Below are 18863 nucleotides of genomic sequence, written 5' to 3'. Positions count from 1 at the left end.
CCCAGCTGGTAATATCCCAGGCTTTCGCTCAATGACAGGATCAGTATTGATGAGAGTCGCCATTCTTTCCGGCTCGGTGTACGGCACGGCTGAAGAAGTCGCCCGCCACGCTGCCGGCATCCTTACATCGGCCGGCTTCGAGGCCTGGCACAACCCGCGCGCGACCCTGGCGGACGTGTTGGCCTTTGCCCCGCAGGCGTTGCTGGCGGTGACGTCCACCACCGGCATGGGCGAACTGCCGGACAACCTGCAACCGCTGTATTCGAGCATTCGCGACCAGTTGCCCGCAGCCTGGCGCGGTCTGCCGGGCGCGGTCATCGGCCTGGGCGACGCCAGCTATGGCGATACCTTCTGCGCCGGCGGCGAGCACATGCGTGAGCTGTTCAGTGAGTTGGGCGTGCGCGAAGTGCAGCCGATGCTGCGCCTGGACGCCAGCGAAAGCGTCACCCCGGAAACCGACGCCGAGCCCTGGCTGGCCGAGTTGATCACTGCCCTGCGCGGCTGACCGGGAACTCCCGCAACAACGCCAGCCAGGCCTGGGCGGCTTTCGACAGATAGGCGCCCTCACGCCAGACAAACGCGATGTCCCAGCGCAGGAAGTCGGGCGCCTTCAGCGTGAGGCGCACCACCCCGGGCCGCACCAGCCCGCGAGCGACCACGCTGGGCAACAGCACCACGCCTTGACCGGCCGCGACCAGGGCGGCGAGAAAATCCGCCTGGCCGCTGCGGCCTCCTTCCTTCGGCGTAAAGCCCACTCGCTGACACGCCTGCGTCAAGCGGTCGTTCAAGACAAAGCTGCGCTGATACATCAGGAACGGTGTGTCTGCCAATTCTTCCAGGCGCACCTGGGCGTTCTGTGCCAAGGGGTGGTTCATCGGCAGCAAGGCATCCAGCGGTTCATCGCAGAAGTCTTGCCAGGCGAATGCCGGGTCGCTGGGTTTCAAGCTGCCGCCCACTTCCAGCTCGCCGCTCAAAATCGCCTGCTCGATACTGCGGCTGCCGCCCTCCAGCAACTGGATGGTGACGTTCGGATAGCGCCGGCGGTACTCGGCGAACAAGTCGGCAAACAGCGTATCGCCGCCCAACTGCGGCAAGCCCAGGCGCAACTCGCCACGGGTCAGGTGCTGCATGTCGTCCAGCTCGCTGAGCAACTCATTCTGCAGGCGCAGCATGGCTTCGGCGCGTTGCAGCACAACCTGGCCGGCGGCAGTCAGGCGGATCTGCGAGCCGATGCGGTCGAGCAACGGCGTGCCCAGGCTGTGTTCCAGCTGTGCGACCTGTTTGCTCACGGCGGACTGGCTGATGTGCAGGGTTTTCCCGGCCTGGGTAAAACCGCCGCGGTGGATGACTTCGACAAAACTGCGCAGCTGTTTGAATTCCATGGGTACGATTCCAGTTTGGAATAGTTGGCAGTCTAACAATTCGCTGTGGGGATGGAAGCGGTCTCTCTAAAATGGAGGCCTACGAGGACCCAAAGCCCATGAAACGTTTAAGCTTCAAACACGTCGGCCGTCTGCTGACTGAATTGGTCGTGCTGCTGGCCATCTACCTGCTCGGTACGCAACTGGTGGCCTGGTTGGCGTGGCCCATCCCCGGTGGGGTGATGGGCCTGGGCCTGTTGCTGGCGGCTTTCGCCACCGGCCTGGTCAAGCCGGCGGCCCTGCAACTGGGGGCGGGCGTGTTGATGGCGGAAATGTTGTTGTTCTTTATTCCGGCCTTGATGAGCCTGCTGGACTACGGTGGCCTGGTGCGCAATGACGGTTGGCGGATTCTGCTGGTGATCGGCTTCAGCACCCTGGCGGTCATGCTGGTGACGGCCTTCACCGTGGAACTGGTGTGTCGCTGGAAGCTGCGCCATGAAGCTTGAACTGATGCCAGTGTTCTGGCTTGCCCTGACCCTGGGCGCGTATTTCTTCAGTCGCTGGATCTACCGTCGGACCGGGCGCTACCTGTTGTCGCCGCTGATCCTGGTGCCCGCGCTGCTGCTCGCGGTGGCCGTGCCGATGCACACCGCCTATGCCGAATACGCCAGCGACACCCATTGGCTGATGCTGGTGCTGGGCCCAGTGACGGTGGCGTTCGCGGTGCCGATCTGGCAGCAGCGACGTTTGCTGGCGCGGTATTGGTCGGCCTTGCTGCTGGGGATGCTGGCCGGCAGCGCGGCGTCCATCGGCACCTCGTTCGGCCTGGCCAAGGCGCTGGCGCTGGACAGTGCGGTGACGATGTCGCTGGTGCCGCGTTCGATCACCACACCGTTTGCCATGCCGATGTCTTCTGACCTCGGCGGCGTGCCGGAACTGACGGCGGTGTTCGTGATGTTCACCGGCGTGTTCGGCGCCATGCTCGGGGGTGTGCTGCTCAAGTGGCTGCCGCTGCGCACGCCTTTGGCACGCGGGGCATTGTTTGGGGTGGGCGCGCACGGCGCGGGCGTGAGCCGGGCCCATGAAGTGGGGGGCGAAGAGGGCTCTGTCGCAGGCCTGATGATGGTGTTGACGGGGCTGCTCAACCTGTTTGCCGCGCCTTTGTTGGCGGCACTTCTCTGACGCGACTTGGACAGATTTAAACTATTCTCATGGCTGACTCGTGCGGCCATCAAGCTGGCTGCGAAGGCAACTACCTGCGCCACGACGTCTGACTACACTGACCCTTCACTTAAAAAATAATAAGAAAGTGCGTCAAGGAGGTCGTTGCCGTGAGCCTAGCCCCCGTTGTATCGCCACAGAGTGTCAAAGATCAGGTCAGCGCCGCCGAATGGCAGACGCGCGTCGATCTGGCTGCGTGCTATCGCCTGGTCGCCCTGCACGACTGGGATGATCTGATTTTCACGCATATCTCGGCCAAGGTGCCGGGCACCGATGATTTCCTGATCAACCCCTATGGGATGATGTTTCACGAGATCACGGCGTCGAGCCTGATCAAGGTCGACCAGGCCGGCAACAAACGGATGGACAGCCCCTACGACATCAACCCGGCCGGCTACACCATCCACAGCGCGATCCACGAAGTGCGCCACGACGTGGAGTGCGTGCTGCATACCCATACGGCGGCGGGGGTTGCGGTGTCTGCGCAGAAGCAGGGCGTACTGCCGATCAGCCAGCAGTCCTTGTTTGTGTTGTCCAGCCTGGCCTATCACGCATACGAAGGCGTGGCGCTGAACCACGAGGAAAAAGCCCGTTTGCAGGCCGACCTCGGCGACAACAATTTCCTGATGCTGCACAACCATGGCCTGCTGACCTGCGGCGCGACCATCGCCGACACCTTCTTGATGATGTTCACCTTTCAGCGCGCCTGTGATATCCAAGTGCTTGCGCGCAACGGCGGGGCTGAATTGATCGCCATCGACCCGCAGATTCTCGCCGGGGCCAGGGCGATGGTGGCGGCTGTCACAAAGAGCGCCCAAGGTATGGGGGGCGCGCTGGCCTGGCCGGCGCTGCTGCGTAAATTGGACCTGCAAGATCCAGGGTATAAAAGTTGATGCCTCTCGCCGAAATTCCGCTCAGAGCCTGGCGCAAGTGCGGCCAGAGTTTTGTTTTTCGTGGCCACACCATTCGCTATTGGGTGGCCGGGCAGGGTGAGCCGCTGCTGCTGATCCATGGCTTCCCGACCGCCAGTTGGGACTGGCATTACCTGTGGCAGCCCCTGGCCCAGCGCAACCTGGTGATCGCCTGCGACATGCTCGGGTTTGGCGATTCGGCCAAGCCGCTGGATCACGACTATTGCCTGTTGGAACAGGCGGATCTGCAACAGGCGCTGCTCGACCACCTGCATGTGCGACAACCGGTGCATGTGCTGGCCCATGATTACGGGGACAGCGTCGCCCAGGAGTTATTGGCGCGGCATCACGAAGGCCGCTTCCAGATGGCCAGTTGCGTGTTCCTCAATGGCGGGTTGTTCCCCGAAACCCATCGCCTGGCCCTGGTGCAGAAACTGCTGCTCAGCCCCTTGGGCTGGATGATCGGTCGCACGTTTGGGCGCAATGCCCTGTCCGACAGCTTCAGCCAGATCTTCGGCGCACAGACCCGCCCCAGTGAGAGCGCCCTCGATGATTTCTGGAGCTTGATCGACTGTAATGACGGGCCGCGCATCCTGCATAAACTGATCAACTACATTCCCCAGCGCCGTCGCCTGCGTGAGCGTTGGGTGGGCGCCCTGCAACGTGGCGACGTGCCGCTGCGGGTGATCGACGGCGAGTTCGACCCGATTTCCGGCGCGCACATGGTCGAGCGTTACCGCCAGTTGGTGCCCCACGCCGACACGGTATTGCTGGCCAATATCGGCCACTACCCGCAGATCGAAGCGCCGGTGCAGGTGCTCAAGCATTACCTGGAGTTTCGACAGCAGATCGCGCACGCGCCGCCGCGCATGGCCTATTCCTGAAACAGGCGATCATCCTGCTGCCTTATCGCGCACCATTCAGCCGTGGCCGTATTTATTGTGACCGCAGGCGCCGTGCCTGACACTCGAGCCATTCCCATCGTCGCCATTGGAGTTCGGTATGAGTGAGTCAGTGCAGTTCCAGGATAAGGTCGTGATCGTCACCGGTGCCGGCGGCGGGTTGGGCCGGGCCCATGCGCTGCTGTTCGCCAGGCACGGGGCCAAAGTGCTGGTCAACGATCTCGGCGGTTCCACCCAGGGCGAGGGCGCCAATGCGTCGGCGGCCGACCGTGTGGTCGCACAAATCCGCGAAGCCGGCGGTATCGCCGAAGCCAACCATGATTCCGTCACCGACGGCGAGAAAATCGTACAGAACGCCCTGGATGCCTTCGGCCGTATCGACGTGGTGGTGAACAACGCCGGTATCCTGCGCGACAAGACCTTCCACAAAATGGACGACAGCGACTGGGACCTGGTTTACCGGGTGCATGTCGAAGGTGCCTACAAAGTTACCCGCGCCGCCTGGCCGCATCTGCGTGAACAAAGCTATGGGCGGGTGATTTTTACTGCGTCCACGTCGGGCATCTACGGCAATTTCGGGCAGTCCAACTACGGCATGGCCAAGCTCGGCCTGTATGGCTTGACCCGCACCCTGGCGCTGGAAGGGCGCAAGAACAACATCCTGGTCAACGCCATCGCCCCCACCGGCGGCACGCGCATGACCGAAGGCCTGATCCCGCCGCAGGTGTTCGAGCGCCTCAAGCCGGAACTGGTCAGCCCGCTGGTGGTGTACCTGGGCAGCGAGGCGTGCCAGGAAACCTCAGGCTTGTTCGAAGTGGGCGGCGGCTGGATCGGCAAGACCCGCTGGGAACGCAGCCTGGGTGTGGGCTTCGACCCGGAAGCCGGGTTCTCGCCGGACGACGTGGCCGCGCACTGGCAACAGATCTGTGACTTCGAAGGCGCGGTGCATCCCAAGGACACTATCGAGGCTTTGAAGGAGATGATGGCCAATTTGCAGAAGTTCAGCCTCTGATCATTGCCGGATACACCTTCAATACTGCGGGGCGCTGACGGCGCCCCGCTTTTTTTCAGGCATAAAAAAGGCCGCTGCAAAGCAGCGGCCGAAGTAAGACGTTGGATCAAGGAGCGACAGACTCAACGTCAGTGAACACCGGTAACAGATTGAATACAGTAGCCAATCCGTCGAATTTCAGCTGTTCTCCCGAAGGTGGGAGCGGGCCGTTTGCCCTGAAAGCCAGGCAAGAATAGAGGGTTGTAACAAAATGAGTAATAGCGCTTCAGGACAAGGACTGTTACGGATATGACAACAGTCACCCCCTGGCGCCATCCACCGGCCTGATAACCCGCCATCCATGGGGCGCATGCCCCCGCGCAGAGCCGCGCCAGAGCGGCGTTAATCCTTTCGGGCGACAACACGAATACCTCCTTGGTGCGCTTATCGCTCCCGAAGGGCGGCAGTAGGGTGGGGCCTTCTGTCACTCACCGGGGAAGACGCATGACAAAAACAACAATGCGCGCCATCTTCACGCCGCAGGCGCTGGCCGCCGCGGTTGCGTTGGGATGCTGTGCCCAGGCACAGGCTGTTTCGTTCAACATCGGCGAGATCGAAGGGCAATTCGATTCCTCGCTGTCGGTCGGCGCCAGCTGGGGCATGCGCGATGCCGACAAGAAACTGGTGGGCGTGTCCAATGGCGGCACGGGGCAGGCTTCCACCGGGGATGACGGGCGACTGAACTTCAAGAAGGGCGAGACCTTCTCCAAGATCTTCAAAGGCATCCACGACCTGGAACTCAAGTACGGCGACAGCGGCGTGTTCGTGCGCGGCAAGTACTGGTACGACTTCGAACTGCAGGACGAAGACCGCGAGTTCAAGCAGATCAGCAATCACCATCGCGACGAAGGTGCGCGCTCCTCCGGTTACGAGCTGCTGGATGCGTTCGTCTATCACAACTATTCCATCGCCGACCTGCCGGGCAACGTGCGCGTCGGCAAGCAGGTGGTGAGTTGGGGCGAGAGTACGTTTATCGGTAACTCCATCAACAGCATCAACCCCATCGACGTATCGGCCTTCCGCCGCCCCGGCGCCGAGATCAAGGAAGGGCTGATACCGGTCAATATGCTGTTCGCCTCCCAGAGCCTGACCAACCAACTGACGGTAGAAGGCTTCTACCAGTTGAACTGGGAAAACACCGTGCTGGATAACTGCGGCACGTTCTTTGGTGGCGACGTGGCGGCCCACGGTTGCAACGGTAACTACACGGTCGGCAGCCCGGCGATTGCGCCGTTGCAACCGGTGGCCGCAGCGTTCGGCCAGGGCTTTGAGGTCACGCGTGAAGGCGTCGTGGTGCAGCGCGCCAAGGACCGTGATGCCCGCGATGGCGGCCAATTCGGCGCGGCCTTGCGCTGGCTGGGCGACGACACCGAGTACGGCCTGTACTTCATGAACTACCACAGCCGCACGCCGACCGTCGGCACCCTCACCGCCAACACCAACCTGGCCACCATCGGGCGCATCGTCAACACCGCCAACGCCATTGCGCCAGGCACCGGCTCGGCCCTGGCCCAGAGCACCATGCTCGGCCGTGGCCAGTACTATCTCGATTACCCGGAAGACATTCGCCTGTACGGCGCCAGCTTCTCCACCACCCTGCCCACCGGCACGGCCTGGACCGGGGAAATCAGCTACCGCCCGAATGCGCCGGTGCAACTCAACACCACCGACCTGACCCTGGCCCTGATCAACCCGATTGCCGGCAACACCGCCTCGCCGATCCACAGCTCGTTCGGCGCCGACAATGCCGGTTACCGGCGCAAGGAAATCACCCAGATCCAGAGCACCATGACTCAGTTCTTCGACCAGGTACTGGGGGCCGAACGCCTGACCCTGGTGGGAGAGGCCGCCTTCGTCCACGTCGGCGGGCTGGAAGCGAAAAGCAAACTGCGCTACGGCCGCGACTCGGTATACGGCGCCTATGGTTACGGTGGCGACACCGACGGTTTCGTCACGGCCAATTCCTGGGGTTATCGTGCCCGCGCCATCCTCGACTACAACAACGTGTTTGCCGGGGTGAACCTCAAGCCCAACCTGTCCTGGTCCCACGACGTCAACGGCTACGGCCCCAACGGCCTGTTCAACCAGGGCGCCAAGGCGATCAGCGTCGGCGTCGATGCGGACTACCGCAACACCTACACCGCCAGCCTGAGTTACACCGACTTTTTTGGTGGCGACTACAACACCCTGACCGACCGCGACTTCCTCGCCCTCAGCTTCGGCGTGAACTTCTGATTTGGCTTAAAGAAGGACAAGACTCTATGCGTAAGTTAATTGCTGTGATGGCCCTGAGTGTGTTGGCCGCCAACGTCATGGCGGCCGTGTCGCCCGAAGAAGCCGCCAAGCTCGGCACCAGCCTGACCCCGGTCGGCGCCGAAAAGGCCGGCAACGCCGATGGCTCGATCCCGGCCTGGACCGGCGGCATTCCAAAAAATGCCGGTGCGGTGGACAGCAAGGGCTTCCTCGCCGACCCGTTCGCCAATGAAAAACCGCTGTTCGTGATCACCGCCGCGACCGTCGACAAATACAAGGACAAACTCTCCGACGGCCAGGTGGCGATGTTCAAGCGTTACCCCGAGACCTACAAGATCCCGGTGTACCCGAGCCACCGCACGGTCAACCTGCCGCCGGATATCTACGAGTCGATCAAGCGCAGCGCGCTGAACGTGCATGCGATCAACGACGGCAACGGCCTGGAGAACTTCACCGGCAACCGCTACTACGCGTTCCCGATCCCCAAGAATGGCGTGGAGGTGCTGTGGAACCACATCACCCGTTACCACGGCGGCAACCTGCGGCGCATCATCACCCAGGCCACCCCGCAGACGAACGGCAGCTACACGCCGATCCGCTTTGAAGAAGAAGTCGCGGTGCCGCAGGCGATCCCGGATATCGACGCCGCCAAGGCCGCCAACGTGCTGAGTTTCTTCAAGCAATCGGTAACGGCCCCGGCGCGGCTGGCGGGCAACGTGCTGCTGGTCCACGAGACCCTCGACCAGGTCAAGGAACCGCGCCTGGCCTGGATCTACAACGCCGGCCAGCGCCGTGTGCGCCGGGCGCCGCAAGTGTCCTACGACGGCCCGGGCACCGCGTCCGACGGCCTGCGCACCACGGATAACTTCGACATGTTCTCCGGCGCCCCCGATCGCTATGACTGGAAGCTGGTGGGCAAGAAAGAGATGTACATCCCCTACAACAGCTACAAGCTCGATTCGCCGAACCTCAAGTACGACGACATCATCAAGGCCGGGCATATCAACCAGGACTTGACCCGCTATGAGCTGCACCGCGTGTGGGAAGTGGTCGGCACCGTCAAGCCGAGCGAACGGCACATCTATGCCAAGCGCCACATGTACATCGACGAAGACAGCTGGCAGGTCGCGCTGGTGGATCACTATGACGGCCGCGGCCAACTGTGGCGTGTCGCCGAAGGTCATGCACAGTTCTACTACGACCATCAGGTGCCGGCCTACACCGTGGAAACCCTGTACGACCTCATCGCCGGACGCTACATCGCCCTGGGCATGAAGAATGAGGAGAAGAGCAGTTTTGTGTTCGGGTTTGCGGCCAAGGCGGCGGACTACACGCCGGCGGCGTTGAGGGCTTCGGGCGTGCGTTGATGCCTGTTTGAAATGCAATCTTAATGTGGGAGGGGGCTTGCCCCCGATAGCGGTGGATCAGCTACAGAGAGCTGACTGATCCACCGCCATCGGGGGCAAGCCCCCTCCCACATTGGGTTTTGTGCATGGCTATTAATCACTGCGTTGAATACTTCTTCAAGAATCGCCGAGCACGGGGCTAGGGTAGGTGTCAGGTTGCATAACAATAAAAACGCAGGATGCAGCAATGACCGCCATGACACGCTGCCTGGACCGTCCTGGATTCATGCCACGGCTGTCCGCCCATCATCTGTTGCGCCCGCGCCTGGCCGAGCCGTTGTTGGCGGCGCAGGCGCGGGTCAAGTTGCTCTGTGCCCCGGGCGGCAGTGGCAAGAGCGCGTTGCTCGCCGAGTGCGCCTTGCAGGCGCCGGCGGGTTGTCAGGTGTACTGGCTACCGCTCAATGGCGTGCCGCTAAGCCCGCTGGATTTGTGCCGGCGCCTGGCGCACAACCTGGGCCTGGCGTTTACCGATGAAGCCACGCTGTTGCAGGATCTCAGCCGCTGGCAGACGTCGGCGTGGTTGTTTCTCGATGATTTCAGCCGTCTGCCCGCGCCCGAGCTGGACGCCTTGCTCGACCGCCTGCTCAGCGCCAGCCACCCGGCGCTGACCTGGTGGCTGGGTGCGCGGCGGCGCCCTGGGTGCAACTGGCCGCGGCTGCTGCTCGACGATGAGCTGCTGGAATGCAGCGCGGCCGAGTTGATCTTCAGCGCCGAGGAAGTCCAGGCCCTGCTCGGCGAGGCGCCGGGTCACAGCGTCGAGCGCGTGATGCGGTTCAGCGCCGGTTGGTGCGCCGGGGTTCGCATCGCCTTGCTCGGCGACGGCCATCCCGACAAGACCTTGCTCGACTACCTGCAACACGAGCTGTTCAGCACCTTGCCGGCGGAACTGGAGGAAGCCTGGCGGGTGCTGGCGCATTTGCCGCGTTTCAATGCGGGCTTGTGCGAGCACCTGTTCGGCTTTGGCGATGGCGCTCAGTACCTGCGGGACTTGCAGGCGCTCGGCGCATTTATCCAGCCCTGGGACGATGCCGCCGACTGGTTACAAGTCTTCGCGCCGCTTGCGCAGTTGATACGGGATGAGCCCTGGCCGGCCAAACGCTCCTGGCACCGACGGGCCTGCCAATGGTTCAGCGCCGAGGGCGACTGGCAAGCCGCGTTCGAGCAGGCGCTGCTGGCCGAAGAATACGAAGTGGCCGTCAGCCTGTTGCAGCACTTCAGCTTCGAAGACCTGTTCCGCCAGCAGAATGCCGTGCTGTTGTTGCGCCTGCATGAACAACACGGTGACGAGCTGATGCTGTGTTCCGCGCAGTTGGTGGGGCTGGTCACGGCCGCGTTGCTGTTCGCCGGGCGCTTCGAGCAGGCCGCGTTGTGCATCGGCCAACTGGCGCGTTTCGCCCCGCAACCGTCGGCGCCGCAGCAACGCCTGTTGTTGGCGCGCTGGCAGGCGCAGTGGGGGTGGTTGCTGCATCTGGCGGGTGATGCGCAACGTTCTCGCGAGCATTTCCTCGAGGCCTTGCAGGCGTTGCCCGACAGTGCGTGGACATCACGTCTGATGTGCCTGTCGGGGCTGACCCAGCAAGCCTTGCTGCGCGGTGAGCTGGAGGCGGCCCAGACCCTGAACCGCGAAGCGCTGTGCCTGGCGCGGGCCCATGGTTCGCTGTTGCTCGAAGCCCTGCTGGAGCTGGATCACGCGCAATTGCTCGAACAGCGCGGCGCGCCGTACCGCGCGCAAAACCTGTTGGAGCAGGTGCAGGCGATGTTGCTCAAGCAGCGGCTGAAGGCTGGGCCGCTGGTCGGACGTATCGCCTTGCGGCGTGGGCATCTGGCCCTGCGCCAGGGGCAGGACGCGTTGGCTGCCGAGTGCTTCGAGACGGGCTTGAGCATGTGCCTGCACAGCCAGGACAAGCGCGTGTTGTATGGCTATCTGGGCCTTGCGTTGTTGGCGGCCAATCACGGTGATTACGCCCAGGCCTTTATCCAGTTGCGCGAGGCCGAGCGCCTGATGCAGCAGCGCCAGGTGCCGGACACGGTGTACCGCGCGGTGTTGCTGCTGGTCAGCGGGCACTTCTGGTTGCAACAGGGTCGCGCCGAATTGACGGTGGCAGCGCTGCGCCGGGTGCTCCGCCATTTCCGAGGGCCCGACGCCAAGCAGGCGCCGCCGGCCACGCTGGAATTGATCCCGCGTCTTGAATACCTGCTGGTGTTGGCCGAGGTCAAACTGGGTGTCGCCGATCAACCGCTGGCGCGGCTCAACGCACTGCTGGACGCTTCCCGCCAACGCGGCATGCTGTGTCTGGAGGCCGAATTGCACCTGGTGCTGGGTGAAGTGGCCTGGCAACTGGGCGAACCGGCGGTGGCGCGTCGTTCACTGCAACACGGCCTGGAACTGGCAGGGCGTTGCCAGGTGCAGCAAGCGATCCGCGAGCTGCGTTTACGCTCGCCCGGGCTGTTGAGTGAGCTGGGCCTGGAACCGCAGGCCTCGCCGACCGGCACGGCGGACAACCCGCTGAGCCAACGCGAGCTGGAAGTGCTGCAACTGATCGCCCTGGGCAACTCCAACCTGGAAATCGCCGACCGCTTGTTTATCTCGCTGCACACCGTCAAGACCCACGCGCGGCGCATCCACAGCAAGCTCGGCGTGGAGCGACGCACCCAGGCGGTGGCCAAGGCCAAGACGTTGGGCTTGATGGTTTAAGCGCAGAACGCCTGACGGTATTCGCCGGGCGTCGCGCCCATGGCCTGGCGAAAGCGATGGGTGAAGTGGCTGGCGCTGGAGAAGCCGCACATCAACGCGATGTCACCCACGGGCAGGCTGCCGCTGCGCAGCAGGTTCTGCGCGCGGGCCAGGCGCCGAGCCAGCAGGTATTGATGGGGCGGCAGGCCGAAGCTTTGGCGGAACATCCGCGCAAAATGGTATTCCGACAGCGCACACATCCCGGCCAATTGCCCGAGGCTGATGGGGTCGTCCAGGTGCTGGTCGATGTAGTCCACCAACAACCGCCGCTGATGCGCCGCCAGCCCGCCTTTCAAACGCAGCCCGTCGCGCGCGCCGACTTGGCTGAGCAAGGTGTGGCTGAGCATTTCATGGGCCAGGCTGCTGGTCAGCAGGCGTTCGGCGGGCTCGTGCCAGTTGAGGGCGATCAACTGGTGAAAGCGTCGCGCCTGGCTGGGGTCTTCGAGGAAGGTGCTTTCCTGCAGTTGCAGCGCGCGCGGTTCGCGGTCGAGCAGGGTGATGCAGCCCAGGGCGAATTGCGCCTGGCTGAAATACACGTGGGCCAGGCGGATGTCGCCGTTGATCACCCAGGCCGACTGATGCTCGGCCGGCAGGATGCACAACTTGTCGGGCCCGCCCTTGGTGCCCGGCTGGTCGCGACGAAACGTGCCGGTGCCGCCGCCGATGTAGCAGGACAAGGTGTGATGGCCGGGCGCCTGGTAGTCCTGGGAATCGTGGTGGTTGCTCCACAACGCCGCAGACAAGCCGTCACCGAGCTCGGCGCAGGCTTCGAGGCGAGCGTGGGGCGAGCGGTTGAGGGCTTGAAAGACTTGCAGGGATTCCAGCGTTGACATGGTGTGTACTCTCCGACGCCTTGCATCCTACTCCGAGCCGCTGGCGCTGTGAGCCTGCCGTGCGACAAAAGCGCAAGAATCTGCAAGCGCCGGCCAGGGCTTGAAGGCGACACTGTGGCTCAACCAGCGGAGCCTGTTATGAACCTTTTCCTGTATTTACTCACCGTGCTGATCTGGGGCACCACCTGGATCGCCCTCAAGTGGCAACTGGGTGTGGTGGCGATTCCCGTGTCGATTGTCTATCGCTTCGCCCTGGCGGCGTTGGTGTTGTTTGTGCTGTTGCTGCTCAGCCGCAAGTTGCAGGTGATGAACCGGCGCGGGCATCTGATCTGCCTGGCCCAGGGGTTGTGCCTGTTCTGTGTGAACTTCATGTGTTTTCTCACGGCCAGCCAGTGGATTCCCAGCGGGCTGGTGGCGGTGGTGTTTTCTACGGCGACGCTGTGGAATGCCCTGAATGCGCGGGTGTTTTTTGGCCAGCGGGTCGCGCGCAATGTGTTGATGGGCGGCGGCCTTGGCTTGCTGGGCTTGGGCCTGTTGTTCTGGCCGGAGCTGGCGGGGCACACCGCGAGCCCGCAGACCTTGCTCGGGCTGGGTTTGGCGCTGTTGGGGACGATGTGTTTTTCGGCTGGCAATATGCTTTCGAGCCTGCAGCAGAAGGCGGGGTTGCGGCCGTTGACTACCAATGCCTGGGGCATGGCATATGGTGCGGTGATGTTGGCGACCTATTGCGTGGTGCGCGGTATTCCGTTCGAGATGGACTGGAGTGCGCGGTATGTCGGGGCGTTGGGGTATTTGGTGATTCCGGGGTCGGTGATTGGGTTTACGGCGTATCTGACGCTGGTCGGGCGTATGGGGCCTGAGCGGGCGGCGTATTGCACGGTGTTGTTTCCGGTGGTGGCGCTGAATGTGTCGGCGTTTGCTGAGGGGTATCAGTGGACTGCGCCGGCGTTGGTGGGGTTGGTGTTGGTGATGGTGGGGAATGTGTTGGTGTTTCGTAGGGTTAGGGTGGTTCAGGCGGGGGAGGCGGTGTTCAGGGCGAAGCAAGTCTGAGGTGGGAAGGGGGGTTAAGGTGGGAGGGGATTGCTTTAGGTGGGAGGGTGTTGCTTTAGGTGGGAGGGGGCTTGCCCCCGATAGCAGTGGGTCAGCTACAAATAAGTGACTGACCCACCGCTATCGGGGGCAAGCCCCCTCCCACATTTTCAGCATTTCAGTATTTCAGTATTTCAGTATTTATTGGGTTTGGTTGGGGGATCTGGGTTATTTGAGGCCTAGGCGTTTGGCCATGCGGCCTAGGTTGGCGCGGTCCAGGCCTAGTTCGCGGGCGGTGCTGGCCCAGTTGTGTTGGTGGCGTTCCAGGCAGGCGTTGATGACTTGGCGCTGGTAGTGTTCGGTGGCCTGGCGCAGGTCGCCGCCGGCGATGGCGGTGACTTCGGGTGGTGGGGCGATCGGCGCTGCGCTGACGTCGGGCAGGTCCAGGTCTTGGGCGCTCAGGCTGAGAATCTTCGGACGTTCGCGACAGTTTCCCAGGGCTTTCAGTGCGCTGCGTCCGATCAAATGTTCCAGCTCGCGCACATTGCCCGGCCAGTTGTAGGCCAGCAACGCGGCTTGGGCGTCGCTGGTCAGGCGCAGGCTGCCCAGGCCCATGCGCGAACGGTTCTGTTCGAGAAAGAACCCGGCCAGCAGCAACACATCGCGCCCGCGTTCGCGCAGTGCCGGCACTTGCAGCGGGTAGACGCTGAGGCGGTGGTAGAAGTCGGCACGGTAGCGGCCGTTGCGCACTTCTTCGGCCAGGTCGCGGTTGGTGGCGGCGATCAGGCGCACGTCCACTTGATGTTCCTTGTCCGAGCCCAGGCGCTGCAGTTGACCGCTTTGCAGGACGCGCAGCAGCTTGGCCTGCACCGTCAACGACAGCTCGCCGACTTCGTCCAGAAACAACGTGCCGCCGTTGGCCAGTTCGAATTTGCCCCGGCGCTCGTTCAGCGCGCCGGTGAAGGCACCGCGCACGTGGCCGAACAGCTCGCTTTCCACCAGGGTTTCCGGCAGGGCGGCGCAGTTGAGGCTGATCAGCGGCTTGTCCGCACGGGACGATGCGGCGTGGATCGCCTGGGCTACCAGTTCCTTGCCGACCCCGGTTTCGCCGGTGATCAACACGGTGAGGTCGCTGCCGCCCACCAGGTTGATCTCTTCGACCAGGCGCTTGTGGGGCTTGCTCTGGCCGATCATCTCTTTGTGCTGCTGGCCGCTGGCCTGGCGGTAGATCTCGGCACGCTGGCGTTCGTCTTCGGCGCGCAATGCCAGATGTTCAATGCGTTCGGCGACGTTGACCGTGGCGGCGGCGAGGCTGGCGAAGGCTTGCAGGGCGTCCAACTCGACCCGTTCGAAGCGCTCGGTGTCGAGGGCGTCCAGGGTCAGCAGGCCCCATGGTTTGTCATCGACATACAGCGGGCAGCCCATGCAGTCGTGAATTTCGAGGTGCCCGTGCAGGCCGTCCACCAGGCCGTCGTAGGGGTCGGGCAATTCACTGTCGCTGTCGAAACGCGTCGGGCCGGGGCTGCCGAGCAGCACGGCGAAACGCGGGTGTTCGCTGACCTTGAAGCGTCGGCCCAGGGTATCGGCGCTCAAGCCGTCCACTGCCAGCGGCACCAGCGACTCACCGTCCAGGCGCAACAGCGCGGCGGCGTCGCACGGCAGCAGGGCGCGCATGGCTTGCAACAGGCGGCGGTAACGCTCGCCTTCGGGCAGTTCGCGGGACAGGTCGGCGACCAGGGGGAGCAGGGTGGTGAGCAGCGATTGCGCAGTCATAATGACTCCTTGTAGTCCTTATGACTATAAGGCGTAGGAGGTCATACTGACTACTGGTAATTTAACTTATTGAAATTAAACGATTTATTAGTTGGCATGAATACTGAGTACTCCAAGGCAATCAGTAAAGAAGCCCAGGAGGCTCCATGCTTAGTGCCCAAGACCGTGCCATCATCAAATCCACCGTGCCCCTGCTGGAAAGCGGCGGCGAAGCGCTGATCACCCATTTCTACCGCATGATGCTCTCCGAGTACCCGGAGGTGCGCCCGCTGTTCAACCAGGCGCACCAGGTCAGCGGCGACCAGCCCCGTGCCCTGGCCAATGGTGTGTTGATGTATGCACGACATATCGACCAGTTGGATCAACTGGGTGATCTGGTGGCGAAGATCATCAACAAACACGTGGCCTTGCAGATCCTGCCGGAACATTACCCGATCGTGGGAGCCTGCCTGCTGCGTGCGATTTCCGAAGTGTTGGGCAGCGAGATTGCCACTCCCGAGGTGATGAGCGCCTGGGGCGCGGCCTACGGTCAGTTGGCGGACATCCTGATCGGCGCCGAAGCTGCGATCTATGATGAGAAAGCCCAGGCACCGGGCGGCTGGCGAGGTGCGCGGCCGTTCAAGCTGGTCAAGCGCGTGGAGGAAAGTGCCGAAATCACTTCCTTCTATTTCGCCCCGCTGGACAACGGCCCGATCCTCGCCGCCGAGCCCGGTCAGTACATTGGTATGACGCTGCTGCTCGATGGCGAAGAAGTGCGCCGCAACTATTCCTTGTCGGCCCTCAGCGATGCCGGCCAATACCGCATCAGCGTCAAGCGTGAAGCCGGTGGGCGGGTGTCCAACTACCTGCATGATCAATTGCAGGTCGGCGCGACGATCGACCTGTTCCCGCCAGCGGGCGAGTTCACCCTGGCCGCCAGCGATAAACCGCTGGTGCTGATCAGCGGCGGGGTGGGCATCACGCCAACACTGCCGATGCTCGAAGCGGCCCTGGCCACCCAGCGTCCGGTGCATTTTATCCACTGCGCGCGTAACGGCGGGGTGCATGCGTTTCGGGAATGGGTCGACGCCCTGGCGGCCAAGCATCCGCAGCTCAAGCGCTTCTACTGCTATGACGAGGACGATGGCGTGAGCCCGGCAGGCGACACCGTGGGCCTGCTGAGCCAGGAACAACTGGCGGCGTGGTTGCCTGAGCAGCGCGACCTGGATGCGTACTTCCTCGGCCCTAAAGGCTTCATGGCCGCAATCAAACGCCACCTCAAGGCCTTGGGCGTACCCGAAAAACAAAGCCGCTACGAATTCTTCGGCCCAGCCGCCGCCCTCGAATAACCCCCCACACACCCACACACCCACACACCTGTAGGAGCGAGCTTGCTCGCGAAGAACGTCAACGATAACGCCTGCATCCTGGATGACCGCAGCGTCTTTAAGTTCTTCGCGAGCAAGCTCGCTCCTACAAGTGGCATATTAAACGCCACCTCAAGGCCTTGGGCGTACCCGAAAAACAAAGCCGCTACGAATTCTTCGGCCCGGCCGCCGCCCTCGAATAACCCCCCACACACCCACACACCTGTAGGAGCGAGCTTGCTCGCGAAGAACGTCAACGATAACGCCCGCATCCTGGATGAACGCGGCGTCTTTAAGTTCTTCGCGAGCAAGCTCGCTCCTACAAGTGGCATATTAAACGCCACCTCAAGGCCATGGGCGTACCCGAAAAACAAAGCCGCTACGACTTCTTCGGCCCCCCCACACACCCACACACCTGTAGGAGCGAGCTTGCTCGCGAAGAACGTCAACGATAACGCCTGCATCCTGGATGACCGCAGCGTCTTTGAGTTCTTCGCGAGCAAGCTCGCTCCTACAAGTAGCGTATTAAGCGCCACCTCAAGGCCTTGGGCGTACCCGAAAAACAAAGCCGCTACGACTTCTTCGGCCCCCCGCCGCCCTCGAATAACCCCCCCACACCCCCACACCCATACACCTGTAGGAGCGAGCAAGCTCGCTCCTACAAGTGGCGTATTAATCCGCCGTTAACCCCCTTCTGTTTAAACCACTCTCTGTGTGTAAACTTGCCGCCACAGGCACAACCAAACAAAGGGATACGGAGATGAGTGACGAATTGCGTTTAGGCAGGGAGCGGCGCTTTCTGGTGTTGCTGGGCATCATCTGCCTGGCGCTGATCGGCGGTGCGCTGTACATGCAGGTGGTGTTGGGCGAAGCGCCGTGCCCGCTGTGTATCCTGCAGCGCTATGCCTTGCTGTTGATTGCCGTTTTTGCGTTTATTGGTGCGGCTATGCGCAACAAAGGGGCGATCACGCTGTTTGAAGGGTTGGTGGTGCTCAGTGCCTTGGGCGGTGTGGCGGCTGCCGGTCACCATGTGTACACCCAGTTCTTCCCTGAGGTCAGTTGCGGCGTGGATGTGCTGCAACCGATCGTTGACGGCCTGCCCCTGGCCAAGGTGTTTCCGCTGGTCTTCCAGGTCGACGGCTTCTGCAGCACGCCGTACCCGCCGGTGCTCGGCCTGTCGCTGGCGCAATGGGCGCTGGTGGCGTTCGTGCTGACGGTGATCCTGGTGCCCCTGGGTATCTATCGCAATCGCCAACGCAAAGCCTGAGCCATTCATTGAAACGCCCCGGCCTTTCTTAAAGGAAAACCGGGGCGTTTTTGTTTGTAGGGATTTTTGAAGGGACAGTGACGCGGGACAATTTTGACGGCGCGCAGTGTGCGACATGTTGTCACACAGGCGCTGTCGCAGGGCGTTTCCGAGCCGTCACAACGCCGCGTGAATTTGCCCATGGCCGTTAATGTGTGCTGTCAGTTCATCGTTTGAGCAACACCGCGAATAGCGCGCCGTTCGCGGCTTTCGGTGGTCAGCGAGTGCCCTGTTTTATGGGGGCTTGGAGCGCTTTTTCAGGCCCTTACGGCGGGTAAGGGGTGTGGCAGTTTGCCCTATAACACGGCATTTTTTGTGGTTTTTGTTGAGAATCCAACGCGATAAGATCGCGAACCTTTGCAAAATAGGTGAAGGATTATTGCTGGAATCGATAAAAATTATTTCTTTATAAGACATGGTTTATACATCGCTAGCTAACTACAATCGCCCGCACTGAATGTCCGGTGCTGTTCAATATTTGAGCATTGGAGCGGTCGAGGGGCAGATGGATGGCTCTGTGCGACCCCAGGTTCCGGCAGCCTTTCAACTATCCGCACCAAATGGAATTGGTCTGTAACAAGGCCTTTAACCACGAAATCGAATAAGAACTCACCGCAGGTCCGCGAACCGTCCAATTAGGGCGCACGGGCAGGCTCTTATTCAATCGAAGAGAAATGCCAACCCTTGGCAGGGTGAAGTGTTGGCGATCAAAACCCAACTGCATTGCGCAAGCTGCT

Annotated in this window: 15 protein-coding genes and 1 pseudogene; 12 read left to right on the top strand and 4 right to left on the bottom strand. The window is 62.3% G+C overall.

Translation table 11 applies throughout. From position 1 onward, the window contains the following. Positions 1-49 precede the first annotated feature (49 nt). Entirely contained in the window at positions 50-505 is a 456-nt protein-coding gene (locus JN756_RS26915; RefSeq protein ID WP_017847768.1) for a flavodoxin, read from the top strand. Here JN756_RS26915 and JN756_RS26910 read toward each other — a convergent pair. Next, complete coding sequence (locus tag JN756_RS26910) at positions 486-1382, bottom strand: LysR family transcriptional regulator (protein ID WP_046382098.1); 897 nt, start codon at positions 1380-1382, stop codon at positions 486-488. The genes JN756_RS26915 and JN756_RS26910 overlap by 20 nt on opposite strands. A gap of 98 nt (positions 1383-1480) precedes the next feature. Here JN756_RS26910 and JN756_RS26905 point away from each other — a divergent pair, with 98 nt between their 5' ends. The 8 genes from JN756_RS26905 to JN756_RS26870 all read left to right on the top strand — a co-directional run bounded on the left by JN756_RS26905 (position 1481) and on the right by JN756_RS26870 (position 11800). Next, a complete protein-coding gene (locus JN756_RS26905; RefSeq protein WP_046488242.1) occupies positions 1481-1867 on the top strand; it encodes a CidA/LrgA family protein in 387 nt (128 codons plus the stop codon). Next, on the top strand, positions 1857-2543 hold the full coding sequence (locus JN756_RS26900) for an LrgB family protein (RefSeq protein WP_017847771.1): 687 nt from the start codon (positions 1857-1859) through the stop codon (positions 2541-2543). Before JN756_RS26905 ends, JN756_RS26900 begins: the two co-directional genes overlap by 11 nt. Positions 2544-2692: 149 nt before the next feature. After that, positions 2693-3475 (top strand): class II aldolase/adducin family protein, encoded by a 783-nt coding sequence (locus tag JN756_RS26895; RefSeq protein WP_201021527.1) that lies wholly within the window; start codon positions 2693-2695, stop codon positions 3473-3475. Next, the gene (locus JN756_RS26890) at positions 3475-4377 is read left to right on the top strand and encodes an alpha/beta fold hydrolase (protein ID WP_057005282.1); all 903 of its coding nucleotides are present in this window, start codon (positions 3475-3477) and stop codon (positions 4375-4377) included. Before JN756_RS26895 ends, JN756_RS26890 begins: the two co-directional genes overlap by 1 nt. Positions 4378-4495: 118 nt before the next feature. Continuing rightward, positions 4496-5407, top strand: coding sequence for an SDR family oxidoreductase (locus JN756_RS26885; RefSeq protein WP_017847774.1), 912 nt, complete (start codon positions 4496-4498; stop codon positions 5405-5407). A gap of 483 nt (positions 5408-5890) precedes the next feature. Continuing rightward, positions 5891-7681: a DUF1302 domain-containing protein gene (locus JN756_RS26880; protein WP_046382100.1), complete on the top strand. Its 1791-nt coding sequence runs from the start codon at positions 5891-5893 to the stop codon at positions 7679-7681. Between the two features lie 26 nt (positions 7682-7707). Continuing rightward, positions 7708-9066, top strand: a complete 1359-nt coding sequence (locus JN756_RS26875) for a DUF1329 domain-containing protein (protein WP_046382101.1) — start codon at positions 7708-7710, stop codon at positions 9064-9066. Positions 9067-9292: 226 nt separating this feature from the next. After that, entirely contained in the window at positions 9293-11800 is a 2508-nt protein-coding gene (locus tag JN756_RS26870) for a LuxR C-terminal-related transcriptional regulator (RefSeq protein WP_128192588.1), read from the top strand. Here the strand turns inward: JN756_RS26870 and JN756_RS26865 are convergent. Continuing rightward, positions 11797-12672, bottom strand: coding sequence for a helix-turn-helix domain-containing protein (locus JN756_RS26865; protein ID WP_017849547.1), 876 nt, complete (start codon positions 12670-12672; stop codon positions 11797-11799). The two genes, JN756_RS26870 and JN756_RS26865, sit on opposite strands and share 4 nt — an antisense overlap. Before the next feature lie 138 nt (positions 12673-12810). Between JN756_RS26865 and JN756_RS26860 the strand changes: the two genes are divergently transcribed. Continuing rightward, positions 12811-13722: a DMT family transporter gene (locus JN756_RS26860; RefSeq protein WP_057005279.1), complete on the top strand. Its 912-nt coding sequence runs from the start codon at positions 12811-12813 to the stop codon at positions 13720-13722. A gap of 207 nt (positions 13723-13929) precedes the next feature. Here the strand turns inward: JN756_RS26860 and norR are convergent, their stop codons facing one another. Then, the gene (gene norR, locus JN756_RS26855) at positions 13930-15474 is read right to left on the bottom strand and encodes a nitric oxide reductase transcriptional regulator NorR (RefSeq protein ID WP_057005278.1); all 1545 of its coding nucleotides are present in this window, start codon (positions 15472-15474) and stop codon (positions 13930-13932) included. Between the two features lie 146 nt (positions 15475-15620). Here norR and hmpA point away from each other — a divergent pair, with 146 nt between their 5' ends. Both hmpA and JN756_RS26845 read left to right on the top strand, forming a co-directional pair. Continuing rightward, the gene (gene hmpA, locus JN756_RS26850; protein ID WP_046484756.1) at positions 15621-16802 is read left to right on the top strand and encodes an NO-inducible flavohemoprotein; all 1182 of its coding nucleotides are present in this window, start codon (positions 15621-15623) and stop codon (positions 16800-16802) included. Positions 16803-17580: 778 nt separating this feature from the next. After that, positions 17581-18087: a disulfide bond formation protein B gene (locus tag JN756_RS26845; protein ID WP_017846721.1), complete on the top strand. Its 507-nt coding sequence runs from the start codon at positions 17581-17583 to the stop codon at positions 18085-18087. 473 nt (positions 18088-18560) lie between these two features. Here the strand turns inward: JN756_RS26845 and JN756_RS32260 are convergent. Further along, positions 18561-18850 (bottom strand): annotated as a pseudogene (locus tag JN756_RS32260) (hypothetical protein). Positions 18851-18863: the final 13 nt, after the last annotated feature.

Source organism: Pseudomonas sp. Y39-6 (assembly GCF_023651955.1).
In the GTDB taxonomy this organism is placed as follows: Bacteria; Pseudomonadota; Gammaproteobacteria; order Pseudomonadales; family Pseudomonadaceae; genus Aquipseudomonas; species Aquipseudomonas veronii.
This window is presented reverse-complemented; position numbering and strand designations above follow the sequence as displayed.

Coding starts and splice junctions, on each gene's coding strand:
- JN756_RS26860 (WP_057005279.1), top strand. CDS start 12,811: ATGAACCTTTTCCTGTATTTACTCACCGTGCTGATCTGGGGCACCACC.
- JN756_RS26870 (WP_128192588.1), top strand. CDS start 9,293: ATGACCGCCATGACACGCTGCCTGGACCGTCCTGGATTCATGCCACGG.
- JN756_RS26915 (WP_017847768.1), top strand. CDS start 50: ATGAGAGTCGCCATTCTTTCCGGCTCGGTGTACGGCACGGCTGAAGAA.
- JN756_RS26905 (WP_046488242.1), top strand. CDS start 1,481: ATGAAACGTTTAAGCTTCAAACACGTCGGCCGTCTGCTGACTGAATTG.
- JN756_RS26885 (WP_017847774.1), top strand. CDS start 4,496: ATGAGTGAGTCAGTGCAGTTCCAGGATAAGGTCGTGATCGTCACCGGT.
- JN756_RS26890 (WP_057005282.1), top strand. CDS start 3,475: ATGCCTCTCGCCGAAATTCCGCTCAGAGCCTGGCGCAAGTGCGGCCAG.
- JN756_RS26845 (WP_017846721.1), top strand. CDS start 17,581: ATGAGTGACGAATTGCGTTTAGGCAGGGAGCGGCGCTTTCTGGTGTTG.
- JN756_RS26910 (WP_046382098.1), bottom strand. CDS start 1,382: ATGGAATTCAAACAGCTGCGCAGTTTTGTCGAAGTCATCCACCGCGGC.
- JN756_RS26880 (WP_046382100.1), top strand. CDS start 5,891: ATGACAAAAACAACAATGCGCGCCATCTTCACGCCGCAGGCGCTGGCC.
- JN756_RS26865 (WP_017849547.1), bottom strand. CDS start 12,672: ATGTCAACGCTGGAATCCCTGCAAGTCTTTCAAGCCCTCAACCGCTCG.
- norR (WP_057005278.1), bottom strand. CDS start 15,474: ATGACTGCGCAATCGCTGCTCACCACCCTGCTCCCCCTGGTCGCCGAC.
- hmpA (WP_046484756.1), top strand. CDS start 15,621: ATGCTTAGTGCCCAAGACCGTGCCATCATCAAATCCACCGTGCCCCTG.
- JN756_RS26900 (WP_017847771.1), top strand. CDS start 1,857: ATGAAGCTTGAACTGATGCCAGTGTTCTGGCTTGCCCTGACCCTGGGC.
- JN756_RS26875 (WP_046382101.1), top strand. CDS start 7,708: ATGCGTAAGTTAATTGCTGTGATGGCCCTGAGTGTGTTGGCCGCCAAC.